Annotated in this window: 16 protein-coding genes and 1 tRNA gene; 8 read left to right on the forward strand and 9 right to left on the reverse strand. The window is 66.7% G+C overall.

Annotated elements, in window-relative coordinates:
* From D588_RS0101560 to D588_RS0101570, 3 genes are all read left to right on the forward strand, one after another.
* On the forward strand, positions 1-299 hold a 299-nt coding region (locus tag D588_RS0101560; RefSeq protein ID WP_017914733.1), incomplete at its 5' end, for a TrmH family RNA methyltransferase.
* Between the two features lie 197 nt (positions 300-496).
* A complete protein-coding gene (locus tag D588_RS28325) occupies positions 497-586 on the forward strand; it encodes a tryptorubin family RiPP precursor (RefSeq protein WP_017911958.1) in 90 nt (29 codons plus the stop codon).
* A gap of 88 nt (positions 587-674) precedes the next feature.
* Positions 675-1,748 (forward strand): cytochrome P450, encoded by a 1,074-nt coding sequence (locus D588_RS0101570; RefSeq protein ID WP_017914734.1) that lies wholly within the window; start codon positions 675-677, stop codon positions 1,746-1,748.
* Positions 1,749-1,754: 6 nt separating this feature from the next.
* Here the strand turns inward: D588_RS0101570 and D588_RS0101575 are convergent, their stop codons facing one another.
* From D588_RS0101575 to D588_RS0101595, 5 genes are all read right to left on the reverse strand, one after another.
* Entirely contained in the window at positions 1,755-2,807 is a 1,053-nt protein-coding gene (locus tag D588_RS0101575; protein ID WP_026143254.1) for a LacI family DNA-binding transcriptional regulator, read from the reverse strand.
* A gap of 62 nt (positions 2,808-2,869) precedes the next feature.
* Positions 2,870-4,285, reverse strand: coding sequence for a M28 family peptidase (locus D588_RS0101580; protein ID WP_026143255.1), 1,416 nt, complete (start codon positions 4,283-4,285; stop codon positions 2,870-2,872).
* 96 nt (positions 4,286-4,381) lie between these two features.
* Complete coding sequence (gene mscL, locus D588_RS0101585) at positions 4,382-4,801, reverse strand: large-conductance mechanosensitive channel protein MscL (RefSeq protein WP_017910415.1); 420 nt, start codon at positions 4,799-4,801, stop codon at positions 4,382-4,384.
* A 108-nt stretch (positions 4,802-4,909) separates the two neighbouring features.
* The gene (locus D588_RS0101590; protein ID WP_017914737.1) at positions 4,910-5,617 is read right to left on the reverse strand and encodes a fumarylacetoacetate hydrolase family protein; all 708 of its coding nucleotides are present in this window, start codon (positions 5,615-5,617) and stop codon (positions 4,910-4,912) included.
* A 118-nt stretch (positions 5,618-5,735) separates the two neighbouring features.
* The gene (locus D588_RS0101595) at positions 5,736-6,008 is read right to left on the reverse strand and encodes a hypothetical protein (protein WP_017910413.1); all 273 of its coding nucleotides are present in this window, start codon (positions 6,006-6,008) and stop codon (positions 5,736-5,738) included.
* Between the two features lie 202 nt (positions 6,009-6,210).
* Here D588_RS0101595 and D588_RS0101600 point away from each other — a divergent pair, with 202 nt between their 5' ends.
* Entirely contained in the window at positions 6,211-6,549 is a 339-nt protein-coding gene (locus D588_RS0101600) for a Rieske (2Fe-2S) protein (protein WP_026143256.1), read from the forward strand.
* A gap of 31 nt (positions 6,550-6,580) precedes the next feature.
* Here the strand turns inward: D588_RS0101600 and D588_RS0101605 are convergent, their stop codons facing one another.
* From D588_RS0101605 to thiS, 4 genes are all read right to left on the reverse strand, one after another.
* Complete coding sequence (locus D588_RS0101605; RefSeq protein ID WP_010341810.1) at positions 6,581-8,449, reverse strand: SLC13 family permease; 1,869 nt, start codon at positions 8,447-8,449, stop codon at positions 6,581-6,583.
* 66 nt (positions 8,450-8,515) lie between these two features.
* On the reverse strand, positions 8,516-9,301 hold the full coding sequence (gene trmB, locus D588_RS0101610; protein ID WP_017914739.1) for a tRNA (guanosine(46)-N7)-methyltransferase TrmB: 786 nt from the start codon (positions 9,299-9,301) through the stop codon (positions 8,516-8,518).
* 10 nt (positions 9,302-9,311) lie between these two features.
* Complete coding sequence (locus tag D588_RS0101615; protein ID WP_026143257.1) at positions 9,312-10,106, reverse strand: thiazole synthase; 795 nt, start codon at positions 10,104-10,106, stop codon at positions 9,312-9,314.
* Positions 10,107-10,162: 56 nt separating this feature from the next.
* Entirely contained in the window at positions 10,163-10,363 is a 201-nt protein-coding gene (gene thiS / locus D588_RS0101620) for a sulfur carrier protein ThiS (protein WP_017914741.1), read from the reverse strand.
* Between the two features lie 172 nt (positions 10,364-10,535).
* On the opposite strand from thiS, the gene D588_RS0101625 reads away from it, so the two are divergent.
* The 4 genes from D588_RS0101625 to D588_RS28330 all read left to right on the forward strand — a co-directional run bounded on the left by D588_RS0101625 (position 10,536) and on the right by D588_RS28330 (position 14,707).
* Complete coding sequence (locus tag D588_RS0101625; RefSeq protein ID WP_017911948.1) at positions 10,536-12,356, forward strand: autotransporter domain-containing esterase; 1,821 nt, start codon at positions 10,536-10,538, stop codon at positions 12,354-12,356.
* Positions 12,357-12,616: 260 nt separating this feature from the next.
* Positions 12,617-12,690: transfer RNA gene (locus D588_RS0101630), tRNA-Gly, on the forward strand.
* Between the two features lie 125 nt (positions 12,691-12,815).
* Positions 12,816-13,823, forward strand: a complete 1,008-nt coding sequence (locus D588_RS26270) for a Fic family protein (protein ID WP_232764194.1) — start codon at positions 12,816-12,818, stop codon at positions 13,821-13,823.
* A complete protein-coding gene (locus D588_RS28330) occupies positions 13,820-14,707 on the forward strand; it encodes a hypothetical protein (protein ID WP_232764193.1) in 888 nt (295 codons plus the stop codon). The genes D588_RS26270 and D588_RS28330 overlap by 4 nt, the downstream gene beginning before the upstream one ends.
* Positions 14,708-14,741: the final 34 nt, after the last annotated feature.

Below are 14,741 nucleotides of genomic sequence, written 5' to 3' on the forward strand. Positions count from 1 at the left end.
TGGTGCGGCTGCCGCCCACGGTGCAGGCGCAGGCGCAATTGCGCGACGCGGGCTTCGCCCTCGCCGCGACGCTGGTGGACGGCGGCGACGATCTGTTCGCCACTGCCTTGCCGCAGCGCCTGGTCTACGTGATGGGCGCCGAGAGCGACGGCATGGACCGCGACTTCGCACAGGCCTGCGATCTGCGCCTGTCCATCCCCGGCAGCGGCGCGGTGGAAAGCCTCAACGTCGCCGCCGCCACCGCGGTGTTGCTGGGCACCTGGCGCAGCCGTCATCCGCACGGGCGTGCGGCGCGCTGAGCACGGCGTCACGCGCTGAGATGCGGCTGCATTTGGCTACGCAATAGTGTGCGCGCCGGCCGGTTTCGGGTTTGCGAGGGGCCTGCCGGCGGCGTAGCGTGCAGGCGCGCCTCGCCGATGCGATCGCGCCACGCGCGCTGGCGTCGGCGAAACCGCGCAGTCCCCCGCCCGAAAGGGCCATCGTCACTCCTGCGGAGATGTCGCTCATGAAGCTGCTGTTCTCCATCAAGCACCTGCTGTCGTCGAAGAAGCCGCTGAAGTCGTACGCCTGGTACATCTGGTACTGAGCGCCGTGTGCGATGCCGCGCGGCATGCCGTGCGGCCGGTGCCCGGCGGACGCACTGCGCCGGGCGTCGTTCCTCCAGGAGACTGGCGATGTCCGCCACCATGGTCGACCGCGATGCGCGCGCCACGGTCTTTGCGCCGCGTCTGCAGGCGTTGCTGCGCGCGCATGTGGGGCAGGACGCGTTCCGCCTGGATGCCGACACGGTCGGTGTCGCCGGCGCCGCGCTGAGCGACCGCCTGCTCGCGGCCCGGCCCGCCACCGAACACGAACGGCCGACCTTCAAGCCGTTGCACGGCCGCTCGATCGCGCGCAGCGAAGCGGCGAAACTGATGCAGGCGATCGGCCGCGACGTGCGCGAGGCGCTGAAGCGTCCGCCGCCGCCCACGCTCGACCTGTCCGGCCCATGGCCGCACATCGGCCATGTCTATCTGCGCGACCTGCTGCTCGGCGGCGACCCGTGGCGGCTGCGCCTGCTGATGGACCGCACCCTGGAACTGACGCCGCGCCTGACCTGGGCGGTGATCGCCGCCGGCGCGCTCGCACCGCTGGCGCCGTGCGCGGAGGCCTCGGCGTTGGCCACGCTGCTGTCCGCGGCCGACGGCTACCGCGCGCGCCGCGATGCGATGGGCCTGTACCGGCGCACCGCCGCGCCGGTGTGCTTCACCATTTCCACGCTGGTCGCCAACGCGCTGTGGCTGGGGTCGCCGTTCGACGCGCGCGTCTGCAACCGCAACATCCTCTACGAAACCCTGCGCCTGCTGCCGCCGTCCTGGAACATCCTGCGCAATGCCTCGCCCGAGTACGGTGCGCTGGATCCGCGTATCGGCGCCGCCGACGACGTGCTGGTGCTGCCCTTGCTCAGCCATCGCGATCCGGCGCTGTGGGAGGAGCCGGAGGCGTTCCGGCCCGAGCGCTGGGACGGCGTGGATCCCGATGCATTGCCCGGCTACCTGCCGTTCGGCCATGCCTCCGAGCGCTGCTGGGGCCGGCACATGGTCATGCCGCTGGCGGAGCGGCTACTGGATCTGCTGCGCGGTCAGGACCTGGTCGCGGACCCGCAGCGGCGTCGCGCCACTGTGCCGTTGACCGGGCTGCTCGGTGTGGCCCAGGTCGACGTGATCCGGCACACGCGCGCTCGAGGCGTTGCCTGCCGCACGCGGTGACGGCGCTCAGCGCGGGGCGGGCGGCGCGGTGGACCCGCGCGTGACCAGGGTGTAGTCAAGCACCTGATGGGTGCCGCGGCTGGGCAGTCCGTCGCGGCGTTGGCGAATTTCGCCGAGCAGCAGCGTCACCGCGGCCCTGCCCATCGCCGCGACCGGCTGGTGGATGGTGGTCAGCTCCGGCCAGATCGTGGTGGCCACCGGCGTGTCGTCGAAACCGGCGATCGACAGGTCCTCGGGCACGCGCAGGCGCAGTCCGTGCGCGATCGCCAGCGCTGCCGCAGCCATGTCGTCGTTGCTGCACAGGATCGCGCTGGGACGCGGGGCGACCTGCAGCAATGCGGTGGCCGCGAGCAGGCCGGAGCGGTAGGTGAACAGGCCTTCGGCCACGCGCTCCGGCGCCACCGTCAGCCCGGCCCCGGCCATGGTGTCGAAGAACGCGCGGCTGCGCAGCGCGCTGGGCGTGTGCCCGGGATCGCCGCTGACGAAGCCGATGTCGCGGTGGCCCAGGTCGAGCAGATGCCGGGTGAGCGCGCACGCCGCCTGGTAGTCGTCGATGCGCACCGAGCTGACCCCGGGCATCGGTGCGCCGGTGGCGACCGCGACCAGCGGAATGCCGCGCGCATCCAGTTCGGCGATGGTCTGCCGCGCATCGCACAGCGGCGGCGGCAGGATCAGGCCATCGGCACCGGCCTCAAGCAGGCGTTCGGTGGCGGCGCGCTGGCTGGCGCTGTCGTCGCTCTTTTCCACCAGCACCTGGCAGCCTTCCAGGCTGCTCTGCTCGAGCATGCCGAGCATGAACTGGTTGAGGTAGGCCGCGCTGGGATTGCTGTAGAGAACGCCGATGCGCGCCAGTCCTGCGGTGCGCAGCGAGCGGCCGGCGAGGTTGGGGCGGTAGCCGAGCGCCTTGATCGACGCTTCGACGCGCTCGCGCATGGTAGCGCTCACGCGCGGGTGGCGATTGATCACGCGCGAAGCAGTCATCGGCGACACGCCCGCATGGCGGGCTACATCCAGCAACGTCACCGCTGAGCCCGCGCGACGTTGCCGTATGCCCATCAAAGGTCCTGGCGCTGCTGCGGAGGGGAAGCCCCTGCGCGCGTCCTGCGCAGGTCCGGTTTACTTTACTCTCTGGGCGGTTCCACTGTCTTGGCCTGGCTGCCGAAACCGCCGTCGGCCTGCGCCGCCAGATATGCGAACACCGCATACGCGGCGACGTTCTGCGCCAGCGCCTTCGGGTCGATCTTGTCCAGGGTGTCGTCGGCGGTGTGATGCAGATCGAAGTAATCGCTGCCGTCCTGCGCCAGCCAGGCCCAGGCGCCGCCCTTGGCGGCGAGCGGCCCGACGTCCGGGCCGGGGCCGCCGGCGTCCGGCGCATAGGCGATGCCGAGTGGCGCCAGCGCCTCGGCGATCTGCCGGGTCGCCGCGCGCGAGCCGGCGGCATCGCCGGAGCCGGTGTTGAAGGCATAGATGCGGCCGGCGCCGAAGTCGCTCTCGGCGGCGATCTGGTGCCGCGCCACGTCCTTGGCATGCGCCTGCGCATAGGCCTTGCCGCCGTACAGACCCTGCTCCTCGTTGGCGAAGGCGACCACGCGGATGCTGCGCTTGGGCGCCTGCTTGAGCTGGCCGATCAGATGCCCGGCAGCCATGCTGATCGCCACGCCGGCGCCGTCGTCGATCGCGCCGGTGCCCAGGTCCCAGGAATCCAGGTGCCCGCCGATCAGCACCACCTCGTTGGGCAGCGTGCGCCCGGTGATCTGCCCGATCACGTTGTAGGAAATCGCGGTGCCGTCCCAGCCGCAGTCCAGCGCCAGGCGCAGGCGCACCGGGCCGCGCGCGAGCAGGCGCGCCAGCTGGTTGGCATCGGGCACCGACAGCGCCGCCGCCGGCACCGGCGTCAGTCCTTCGTCGAAGCGGGTGATGCCGGTATGCGGCACGCGGTGCGAATCGGTGCCGGCCGAGCGCATCACGAAACCGATCGCGCCCTTGCGGATCGCTTCGGACGGCCCCTTGCTGCGCACCGCGCCGCCGTTGCCGTAGTCCTTGCCATCGCGGGTGCGCAGCATCTGGTAATCGACGAAGGCGATCTTGCCGCGCAGCGCATCGGCCGGCGCCGCCTGCAACGCGGCCAGGTCGGCGAAGCGCACCACCTCGGCCTCGACCGTGCCGCCGGGGCTGCCGCCCAGCGCGGTGACGGTGAGCGGTTGCGCATGCGCGCCGAGCACCTGCGCGTGTTCGCTGCGCCGCTCCCATTTCGGGAACGTCACCGGCTCGGTCCACACCTTGTCGAAGCCGAGTGCCTTGAATTTCGCCGTGGCCCAGGCCACCGCGCGTGCATCGGCCTCGCTGCCGGCCATCCGCGGGCCGATCTCGGTGGTCAGCGACTCGACCACCTTCCAGCCGGTGTCGTCGGCCAGTGCCCGCTCGCGCAAGGCCGCCGCGTCGCGGAGTGCCGCCTCCGGGATGCGCGTGGCCTCGGCGGCAACCGCAGGAGAGGACAGACTCAGCACAGCAGCGATGACGACGGCAAGACGACGCATGGAAAACTCCGCGGACACAGGAACCGCGAGCTTAGCAGTGCCTCACCGCCGTGCACGACGCGGCCTCCATGGCGGAAGCCGCGTGTGCCGTCGCGCTTACTCCGGGCGCGGCTCGTGCTTGAGCGAATCGCGGATCTCGCGCAGCAGCAGTACTTCCTCGGTCGGGGCCTTCGGCGCCGGCGGTTCCTTGCGGGCGATGCGGTTGATCGCCTTGACCAGCATGAAGATGGCGAAGGCCACGATCACGAACTGGATGATGGTGTTGAGGAAATCGCCGATGCCGATCACCACGGCCGGTACCGGCTTGCCCGCCGCGTCCACCGTCGCCGCCTTCAGCGTCCATGCCCAGCGCGAAAAATCCACGCCGCCCACGAGCAATCCGATCGGCGGCATGATGATCTTCTCGACGAGCGCGGTGACGATCTTGCCGAACGCGGCGCCGAGCACCACGCCGACCGCCAGGTCCAGCACGTTGCCGCGCATGGCGAATTCCTTGAATTCGCGGATCATGCTCATCGGGACTCCTCTCTTGTCAGTGCGGGCCTGTCGCCGCGGCGCTAGCCTAGCGCAGTCGCCGTGGTGGTCGAATCACAGGCGCGCGTATGTCGCGCGACAGGCGCGTCCTCAGCCGACGATGCGGCCGTGCCGCTCGGCCACGTTCTCCAGGCGCGCGCTGAAGCGGTCGCCAGGGCGCAGCGCGGCCACGCCGGCCGGCGTGCCCATGAACACCAGATCGCCGGCGCGCAACGCGAACAGCTTGGACAGCTCGTGCAGGATCTCCGGCACGTTCCAGATCATCTGCTCCAGCAGCGACTGCTGGCGCACCTCGCCGTTGACCTCCAGCGACAGGTTCAAGGCCTCCAGCGCCCCGACCTCGCCAGCCGGGATCAGCTCGCTGATCGGCGCGGAGGCGTCGAAGCCCTTGGCGATGTCCCACGGCAGGCCCTTGGCCTTGGCCGCGGCCTGCAGGTCGCGACGGGTCAGGTCCAGGCCCACGCCGTAGGCCAGGATCAGGGCCTCGGCGCCGTCCACCGGCAGCACGCCGGCCGGCGCGTCCTGGCCCAGCGCCACCACCAGTTCCACCTCGTGGTGCAGATCCTGGGTCGCGGACGGGTAGGGGACGGCCTCGTCGCCGATCACCAGCGCATCGGCCGGTTTCATGAAGAAGGTCGGCTGGCCGCGCTCGGCCTTCGAGGCCGGCGCACTGGCGCCCATCTCCCGCGCATGGTCGGCGAAGTTGCGACCCACGCAGTAGATGCGATGCACCGGAAACAGGCCCTGCCCACGCACGGGAACGCGCGGAGCCTCGGCAGCGGCGAACAGATCTTTCATGAGCATGCATCCAACGAGAGGGGATGCCGCAGTTTAGCGGGTTGGGTTCAACCCGATTCCAACAGGGAAGCGGATGTCGCTCTCACGATTCCCCAATCCCGATTCCCCATTCCCAGCTCTAAAGCGGCAAGGCCGGCTTGCGCACCACCCGATACTCGCCATCGACCACATGGCGGCGCGCGGTGGCGGGACGCTTGCCGCGCTGGCTCAGCAGCTTCATCGCGATGCCACCGAGGATCATCGCCGCGCCCACGAACACGCTGACGAACACCAGCCCGGCCAGGATCGCCAGGCCGAGCAGGCCCACGGCCAGCTTGACCAGCGGATGGCGCGGCTTGCGCGGCGCGAAGACGTGCCGGAATTGGTCGAAATTGAAGAGGCGAGCACGCATGGCAGAACTCTGTTTCAGTTTGAACCGAAGGGGCGCAGTATCGGCGCTGTTTTATGTGACGGAGTGAAAACTTCGTTAAGCGAAAAATTAACACTTTGCGCTCAGGGGCTTGCATGTGCTCGCCGGGTGAAGGGCGTGCGGCGTCACGGCTGCCGATCGCCCATGCCAGAATGACTACCCCTTGCTGCCCGCGCTGCGTTCCATGACCGAATCATCTGCCGTGCTGGCGCCGCTGCACGACCTGGTTTCCGGCGAGCTGGCCGAGGCCGAGGCGCTGATCGGCGGCGAATCCGAGTCGCTGCTGCTGTACCGGGAGGGCGACACCGTGCGCGCGTGGTTGAACGTGTGTCCGCATGCTGGACGCCGCCTGGACTGGGCGCCGGGCCAGTTCCTGAAGAGCCGCGAGGGCCACGTGGTGTGCGCCGCGCATGGCGCCGCGTTCGAACTGCAGGGCGGCGAGTGCGTGTCCGGCCCCTGCCGCGGCCAGAGCCTGCATGCGGTGCCGGTGGACGTGCGCGACGGGCAGGTGGTGCTGGTTTAGCGCGCAGCGCAGGTGCTTGCGACGAGCCGCGCTACAGCGCGTGCCACCAGCCCATCGACATCAGGTTGACCATCAGCACCACCACCAGGGTGTAGACCAGCGACAGCGGGCCGCCGACGCGCCACAGTTCGCGCGGTTGGTAGTTGGCCGGGCCGGTGATCATCGAGATCACCGGATTGGACGCGGTCATCAGGTTGTTGGACGCCGACAGCGCCACGATCAGCGCGAACGCGGTGGGATTGCCGCCGGCCGCCAGCGCCAGGTTGACCGCGATCGGCACCATCACGATGGTCGCGCCGACATGGCTGATCACCAGCGAGAACGCGGTGGTCAGCAGGCCCAGGGCGATCTCCAGCGCCCACACCGGCATGCCCTCGGGTAGTCGCGCAATGGTATGCCCGGCGACCCAGGCCGCCGCGCCGCTGCTGTCCATCGCCCAGCCCAGCGGGATCAGCCCGGCCATCAGGAACACGGTCTTCCAGTTGATCGCCGCGTAGGCCTCGTCCATGCGCAGCACGCCGGTCAGCAGCATGCCGGCCACGCCGGTCATCAGGGTCAGCGCCACCGGCAGCCTGGAGGTCAGCGCGATCAGGATGGTCAGGGCGAAGATCGTCATCGCGATCTTGAACTTGTGCGGGCGGTGCTCGCCCTTGGGGTAGTCGGTGACCACCACGAAGTCGCGGCTTTCCGAGGCCTGCGCCAGATCCTGCCAGATGCTGTGGAACACCAGCATGTCGCCGGCGCGCAGCGGCACCTTGCGCACGTCCTCGCGGATCACCTGCTTGTCGCGGTTGATCGCCAGCAGGCTGATCCCGGCCTGCTTGCGCAGGCGCAGTTCTGCCGCGCTCTTGCCGATGAAGCGCGAGGTCGGCGGGATCACCGCCTCGGAGATGCCGGCGCGGCTGGGGTTGAACAGATCGCCGAGGTTGCGCAGGCGCGAGGACAGGCGCAGGAACTGGTTCTGCGCGAAATCGGCGACCTGCTGGCGCGCGCCCATCACCCCGAGCACGCTGCCGACCCAGATGCGCATGTCCGCCGGCGGCGCCAGGCGGGTGTCGTTGCCGGTCTTCAGGGCGAGCAGCAGCGGCGCGTTGTGCACGGTCTCGGCCTCGCCCAGGGTCATGCCGACCAGCGGGCTGTCGGCGCTGACGATCAGCTCGAACACGTCGCCTTCGATGCCGTAGGTGCGGGCGAAATAGCTCTCGGTGCGCGCCGGGGTGACGCCATCGTTGATCAGCCGCTCTTCTTCGGCCAGCGCCTTGTCGCCACGCACGCGGAAATAGATCAGCGAGGCCGCCAGCAGCGCCACGCCGATCGGCAGCGGCGCGAACATGCGCAGCGGCTCGATGGTGGCCATGCCCGAGGGCAGGTTGTTGTTGGCCGACTGCAGCAGGTCGTTGAGCAGGATCAGCGGCGAGTTGCCGACCATGGTCAGCGCGCCGCCCATCACGATGGCCGCGGCGATCGGCAGCAGCAGCCGCTGCAGGGTCAGCCCGGTGCGCCCGGCCAGGCGCGAGGCCACCGGCAGGTACAGCGCCATCACCGAGGGGTTCTGCATGAACGAGGAGTTGAGCCCGGCGATGGCGGTGGTCAGCAGCATCAGCCGTTCCTCCACCCCGCGTGCGCGGCGCAGCAGCCACGACGCCAGCCGGTTCAGCGCACCCGTGCGCTCCAGCCCGGCGCCGAGGATGGTGGTGGCGATGATGCTCATCACCGCGTTACCGGAGAAGCCGCTGAACAGCTCCTCCGGCGCGATCAGGCCGGTCACCCCGAGCACCACCAGCACCACCAGCGCCACCACGTCGGCGCGGATCCGCTCGAACACGAACATCGCCATGGTGAAGCCGACCAGCCCGAGCACGAGCTTCATATCGGTGGTCAGCGTCAGCGCGGTGTCCATGCGAGGCCGGGAATGGGGAATCGGGAATGGAGAATGGCAGAAGCGGCCGGTCGTCGCAGGGCGTCGCTAGCGGGGAGCGGCAGGCGAACCCGCTTCCGATTCCCGATTCCCCGTTCCCGATTCCCGGTCGTACAACAAATCCCACACCCCATGCCCCAGATTCTGGCCGCGGGTCTCGAAGTGGGTCTGCGGGCGCCAGTCCGGGCGCGGCACGTGGCCGCGCGGGCCGGCGCGGTTGACCAGGCCGGGGGTGGCGTCGAGCACGTCCCACATCTGTTCGGCGTAGTCGGCCCAGTCGGTGGCGCAGTGCAGGCGGCCGCCGGCGCGCAGCTTGCGCACCAGCAGCGCGGCGAAGGCCGGCTGCAGCAGGCGCCGCTTGTTGTGGCGCTTCTTGTGCCAGGGGTCGGGGAAGTAGATGCGCACTTCGTCCAGGCTGCCGTCGGCGATCTCGTGCTGCAGCACCTCCACCGCATCGTGGTGGTACAGGCGCACGTGATCGGCGCCGTCCTCGGCCAGGGCGTTGAGCAGGCGGCCCACGCCCGGCGCATGCACCTCGATGCCGATGTAGTCGCGGCTGGGGTCGTGCTGTGCGGCATGGCGCAGCGCGGCGCCGTTGCCGAAGCCGATCTCCAGCACCTTGGGCGCGCTGCGGCCGAAGGTGGCGTCCAGATCGCGCGGCTGGCCGCTGTAGTCCAGGCCGAAGCGCGGCCACAGCCCATCGAACGCGCGCTGCTGCGCCGGCGTGAAGCGCCCCTGGCGCAGCACGAAGCTGCGCACCTGGCGATGGCCTTCCTCGACGGTGAAGGGTTTCGGCGGGGTCTTGGCGCCGGCGCTGGAGAACGGATCGGTCATGCCTGCGGCCTCACCCGACCAATCCGTCGACCGGCGAGGAGGCGCTGGCGTAGCGCTTACGCGGGATGCGCCCGGCCAGGAACGCCTCGCGACCGGCCTCTACCGCCTTGCGCATGGCGCTGGCCATCAGCACGGGGTTGCGCGCGCCGGCGATGGCGGTGTTCATCAGCACGCCGTCGCAACCGAGCTCCATCGCGATCGCCGCGTCCGAGGCGGTGCCGACGCCGGCGTCGACGATGATCGGTACCTTGGCGTTGTCGATGATCTCCAGCAGGTTGTAGCGGTTCTGGATGCCCAGGCCGGAGCCGATCGGCGCGGCCAGCGGCATCACCGCCGCGCAGCCGATCTCTTCCAGGCGCTTGGCCAGGATCGGGTCGTCGCTGGTATAGACCATCACCTCGAAGCCGTCGGCGACCAGGATTTCCGCGGCCTTGAGGGTCTGCACCACGTCCGGGAACAGGGTGCGCTGGTCGCCCAGCACTTCCAGCTTGGTCAGGTTGTGGCCGTCGAGCAGTTCGCGCGCCAGCCGGCAGGTGCGCACCGCGTCCTCGGCGGTGTAGCAGCCGGCGGTGTTGGGCAGGATGGTGTACTGCTCCGGCGGCAGCACGTCGAGCAGGTTGGGCTCGCCCGGGTTCTGGCCGATGTTGCTGCGGCGGATCGCCACGGTGACGATCTGCGCGGCGGCGGCCTCGGTGGCCAGGCGGGTCTGTTCGAGATCGGCGAACTTGCCGGTGCCGGTGAGCAGGCGCGAACGGTAGGGTTTGCCGGCGATCACCAGCGCATCGTGGGGGGCGGGAGCGTTCATCGGCGGATTATCGCCCATCGCACCGGCCCTGCCGAGCCCGCGCACGGCGGTGAGATTCAGCCGCCGCCCAGCGCGTGCACGATCTCGACCCGGTCGCCGGCGTGCAGTTCGTGCTCGGCATGCGCGCCGCGCGGCACGATCTCGCCGTTGACCTCGACCGCCACGCGCCGCTGGCCCAGCCCTTCGGCCTGCAGCAGCGCGGCCACGGTGGTGGCCGGCGCCAGCGTGCATTGTCTGCCGTTCAATTCGATGTTCATGCCATCATTGTGCAATGCGCGCCGTGGGCGTGCGAGTCGCAATCTTGCGGCAGTGCAACGTGAGCGTGTCCGGCAGAGGTGGAATGATGTCGGCCATGCGGCTACGTATGGTGCGGCCGCTCCCCCGTTTCGCTGCATTTCTCGTGTTCCATTTCTGCCCGGGAGGGCTTCCATGACTTCGTCCATCCGTCCGCTCCGCTCGCTGCTCGCCGCCGCGATCGTGCTCGCCGCCGCACCTGCGTTCGCGCAGTCCACCTATAGCCGCACCGTGTTCTTCGGCGACAGCCTGACCGACGCGGGCTACTACCGTCCGCTGCTGCCGGCCTCGGTGCGTGCGGTGACCGGCCAGTTCACCACCAACCCCGACTTCGTCTGGGCGCAGTACGTGGCCGAGTACTACGGCACCAACGCCGCCGCCAACGGCAACGGCCAGATCGGCGACGACTATGCCGCCGGCAATGCCCGTGTCGGCGTGGCCAACCCGAGCGCGCTGGGCGTGGCGCCGTCGCTGGCCACCCAGGCCAGCAACTACCTGGCCGCCAACGGCGGCAAGGCCGACCCGAACGCGCTGTATTCGGTGTGGGGCGGTGCCAACGATCTGTTCGCCATCGCCGGCGGTGCGCCGGTGCAGGCCACCATCGGCAATGCCGTGACCGCCGAAGTGGGCATCGTTGCCAGCCTGCAGAACGCCGGTGCGCGCTATGTCATGGTCAACAACCTGCCGGACGTCGGCATCACCCCGCGCTTCCGCGCCGGTGGCGCCGCGGCGATGGCACAGGGCACCGCGCTGGCCACCGCCTACAACACCGCGCTGTTCTCCGGCCTCAAGAGCGCCGGGCTGCGGGTGATCCCGGTCGATACCTTCCACCTGCTGCAGGAAGTGGTGGCCAACCCGGGCGCCTACGGCTTCACCAACGTCACCGGCACCGCCTGCCAACCGCAGATCACTGCGCAGTCGCTGACCTGCAACCCGACCAGCTACGTGAGCGCCGATGCCGCCGACACCTACGTGTTCGCCGACGGCGTGCACCCGACCGGCCGCACCCACGAACTGCTGGCGCAGTACGCGCTGTCGATCCTGGAGGGCCCGCGTACCCAGCAGATCCTGACGCACTCGGCGCAGATGGTTGGCCGCTCGCGCGCCGACCAGGTCGCCTGGCACGTCGATGGCCGCCCGGAAGCGGATGGCGTGCGCTGGTGGGGCAACCTGCGCGGCGACATGCAGCGCTACCAGCACGGCGACCTGTACGACGGCATGGCTCCGGCGGGTCTGTTCGGCGTGGACTGGTCGCGTGGCGAGTGGGTGTTCGGCGGCTTCGGCGGCTTCGGTCGCACCGATGCCGACTTCGGCAACCGCGGCGGCGACTATACCCAGGACGACAGCACCCTCGGCGGCTTCGCCGGCTGGTACGGCGAGCATGCCTGGGTCAACGCCCAGGTCAGCTACACTTGGCTGAGCTACGACGTCACCCGCAAGGTCAACCTCGGCCCGGCCACCATCGAGCACAAGGGCTCGCCGGACGGCAGCAACCTGACCGCGGCGCTGCAGGGCGGCTACGAGTTCGGCGAGGGCAGCTTCAAGCACGGCCCGGTGGCTGCGGCGATCTGGCAGAAGGTCAAGCTCGACGGCTACACCGAGAGCAATCCGAACTCCAGCGCGCTGGGCTACAGCGACCGCGACGTCGAGTCGATGGTCGGCCGCATCGGCTGGAAGGCCAGCATCGATGCCGGCACGGTGAAGCCGTACCTGCAGGCTACCTACGACCACGAGTTCAAGAAGAACCAGGAAGCCACCGCGTACCTGCAGACCATGTCCGACCTGGGCGAGTACGCGGTGCCGGGCATCAACTTCGACCGCAACTACGCGTCGGTGGTGCTGGGCGCGCGGACCAAGCTGTGGGGCTTCGAGAGCAACGTCGGCCTCGCCACCACCACCGGCCAGTCGCGCGCGCACGACACCTCGCTGTTCGTGAACTTCGGCGGCAGCTTCTAAGCACCGCCTCGTCGCCCGCCTTGCCCGGCTGCGTGCCGGGCAGGGTAGGGCAGATGGGGTGACGTAAACCAACGGCATTGGATGCCAGTTGTGGGAGGGGCTTCAGCCCCGACGCCTCTGATCTCGAGCCGTCGGGACTGAAGCACTTCTGCATTTCCAGGGCACGCTGCTGGGAGTGCCGGGATCGCCCGCGCGCTGCAGCCTCATTGCGCCGATTTCTTGCGCAACCCCCGGCCCAGCGCATAGACTGCACCGGCAACGCGGGCGTAGCTCAATGGTAGAGCTGTAGCTTCCCAAGCTACTGACGTGGGTTCGATTCCCATCGCCCGCTCCAGCTTTGCTTTCTGCTGCGTTGCGTTTTTATTTGCAGGTAAATAAGACATTAGGTGACGTTGCAAGAGGTGACGTTGCAAGGTTTCTGGAGCGGGATCTTCTATGGATGGAAGTCGAGATTTGGCGGTGCTCGATCTGGTATTTGTGCCAAATCCGGGTCACAAAGATGCTCCCGACGCCCAGTTTTGGCTGGATGCTAATTTTTCTGTATTTACGCCTGCGCTCTTAGAGAGCCCACTCAAAACCCTTGAAGATCAACAAGACTACGGTCGCTTTTCGATAGATCAGCAAGCTGCCTCTTTCTTTGCAGCCATCACGGCAAGGCTTAGCCTGGTGTGCAGGGGTAGAAAGCCAATTGGTGTCGCGGATCTTAGGGCGATTCCAAATCAAACAAGCGCAATTCTTTCTACCCTTAAAGCTGGGCTTCCTTTGGCGCAAGGGCTTTTAGATTGGTCGCTTTCAATTGCAAAAAGCACTGGTAATACGCAAGTGCGTTGTCGCTCGGATAACGCCTGGATTGGCGGCTCAAGCCCTTCCGCCGCGTGGCTTGTCCTGCCAACAGTTGAAAAATTACCAGCCTTGGTCGCTAACCTAGAAGCCTTCCTAAGGAATCGGGATCAAGGCGAGGTCAATTGCGCGTATTTTGAAGCTGTAGCTTATCAAATGCTGTGCATTCATGCGCTCAGCGACGGCAACGGGCGGGCAACACGCACGCTTTTAATAAACCTTGCCATGCATTATAGGAGCCTGTATCCGCTTTATATCGCGCACTGCCTGTGTTTTGCCAAGGAAAGTGCCGGATCTACTTGGATGCAACTATCTATTTCGGAGATGGTGTCGAGGCCAAAAGAGGTTGCCTCATGGCTGTCCCATGCGCTGAATATTCTGAGGCATATTGATTGTTTGCTGTCTCAGGGCTTGGATCGCCGTGTGCTGCAATCACTTCTTGCCTATGGTTATGTCTCCAAGGAGACGCTCACTTTAGGGAAGAGCGCATGTAGTCAGTCGCTTGCAGAAAAAGTGATAAGTCGTATGTCCGGCATTCTGCAAGAGGAGGAGGGGCAATTTTATTCTCTGGAACTTGAAGTCTTGATTATGGAGATTGTTCGCGTGATTTATAAGGATATTTTATGAAAAAAGATATGACGAAAGTGGATGGGTCCGCCAGCAATACTTTGAAGGCCGCTATCAAACGAACGATTTACATCAGTTTGGTGATCGCAGGGGTCTCGAGTGTATTGTCGCCTTTGGCCTCTGCAACAGATACTGGAGGAACGACGGATTTGCCACCGGTGCAGGTCACTCCGCCTGTGACATCTCCTCCTGTCGATAATCCTTCTCCGCCTCTTCCGCCTGGTGGGGATGGTGGTGGAAGCGAGGGGGATGGCGACCCTGAACATGAAGTCGTATGCCAAAACCTAAAAGCTACGAAACCGGCGATGTGCCCCAATCCTATACCTATACCTTCTGGCGCAACCTATGCGCAAGACAAACTTCCGGGTGCCGGGATTAATGGCAAGTCTACCGTGCTGATGGCGATTGCTTATTCTCAGAACAGAGCTTATGGTCCCAATGGAGCCGTCTCTCAGGTTGATCCAACCGCAGCATGGTCGATGGATTTTATCTTAAATAAGCAAACTCAAAATTATGCGAATCCTGGTATGTCCTTCAAAGAGGCGACTGCGATTTTTCGAAATGATTTGAAATCGGTATGCGAACTTGAAAGCATGGGTTCCAATAAGTATCGAATTGCTGGTCAGTTGACGGTTCCCGAATACTATTGTTTTCAGATCATGAAGGCTCTGGATGTTGAGGCTGACGATGAAATGAGTTTTATCCAGTTTTTCTTGGATTGGTCTAAACGGTATGGGGTGCCCTTGGAGAGCTACGTGCCTGGTCCGGTTGTTAGCTCCGCCAGTATGGATAATTCGCTTGGGGTAAAGTGGAAAGTCACTTCTGCCGATGCGGCCTGCTCTAGTTGGTGGACCAATTTTCAGCAAAATCAGTGCACTCCTTAAGGGTCGCAAGATGAAAACAAATAAGATTTTTTTT

It is taken from the genome of Xanthomonas sp. SHU 308 (genome assembly GCF_000364645.1).
GTDB lineage: Bacteria > Pseudomonadota > Gammaproteobacteria > Xanthomonadales > Xanthomonadaceae > Xanthomonas_A > Xanthomonas_A sontii.

What these genes read in the sequence shown, in the direction of transcription:
- D588_RS28325 (WP_017911958.1), top strand. Translation starts at nt 497, where the DNA reads ATGTCGCTCATGAAGCTGCTGTTCTCCATCAAGCACCTGCTGTCGTCG.
- D588_RS0101570 (WP_017914734.1), top strand. Translation starts at nt 675, where the DNA reads ATGTCCGCCACCATGGTCGACCGCGATGCGCGCGCCACGGTCTTTGCG.
- D588_RS0101580 (WP_026143255.1), bottom strand. Translation starts at nt 4,285, where the DNA reads ATGCGTCGTCTTGCCGTCGTCATCGCTGCTGTGCTGAGTCTGTCCTCT.
- mscL (WP_017910415.1), bottom strand. Translation starts at nt 4,801, where the DNA reads ATGAGCATGATCCGCGAATTCAAGGAATTCGCCATGCGCGGCAACGTG.
- D588_RS0101590 (WP_017914737.1), bottom strand. Translation starts at nt 5,617, where the DNA reads ATGAAAGATCTGTTCGCCGCTGCCGAGGCTCCGCGCGTTCCCGTGCGT.
- D588_RS0101595 (WP_017910413.1), bottom strand. Translation starts at nt 6,008, where the DNA reads ATGCGTGCTCGCCTCTTCAATTTCGACCAATTCCGGCACGTCTTCGCG.
- D588_RS0101600 (WP_026143256.1), top strand. Translation starts at nt 6,211, where the DNA reads ATGACCGAATCATCTGCCGTGCTGGCGCCGCTGCACGACCTGGTTTCC.
- D588_RS0101605 (WP_010341810.1), bottom strand. Translation starts at nt 8,449, where the DNA reads ATGGACACCGCGCTGACGCTGACCACCGATATGAAGCTCGTGCTCGGG.
- trmB (WP_017914739.1), bottom strand. Translation starts at nt 9,301, where the DNA reads ATGACCGATCCGTTCTCCAGCGCCGGCGCCAAGACCCCGCCGAAACCC.
- D588_RS0101615 (WP_026143257.1), bottom strand. Translation starts at nt 10,106, where the DNA reads ATGAACGCTCCCGCCCCCCACGATGCGCTGGTGATCGCCGGCAAACCC.
- thiS (WP_017914741.1), bottom strand. Translation starts at nt 10,363, where the DNA reads ATGAACATCGAATTGAACGGCAGACAATGCACGCTGGCGCCGGCCACC.
- D588_RS0101625 (WP_017911948.1), top strand. Translation starts at nt 10,536, where the DNA reads ATGACTTCGTCCATCCGTCCGCTCCGCTCGCTGCTCGCCGCCGCGATC.
- D588_RS28330 (WP_232764193.1), top strand. Translation starts at nt 13,820, where the DNA reads ATGAAAAAAGATATGACGAAAGTGGATGGGTCCGCCAGCAATACTTTG.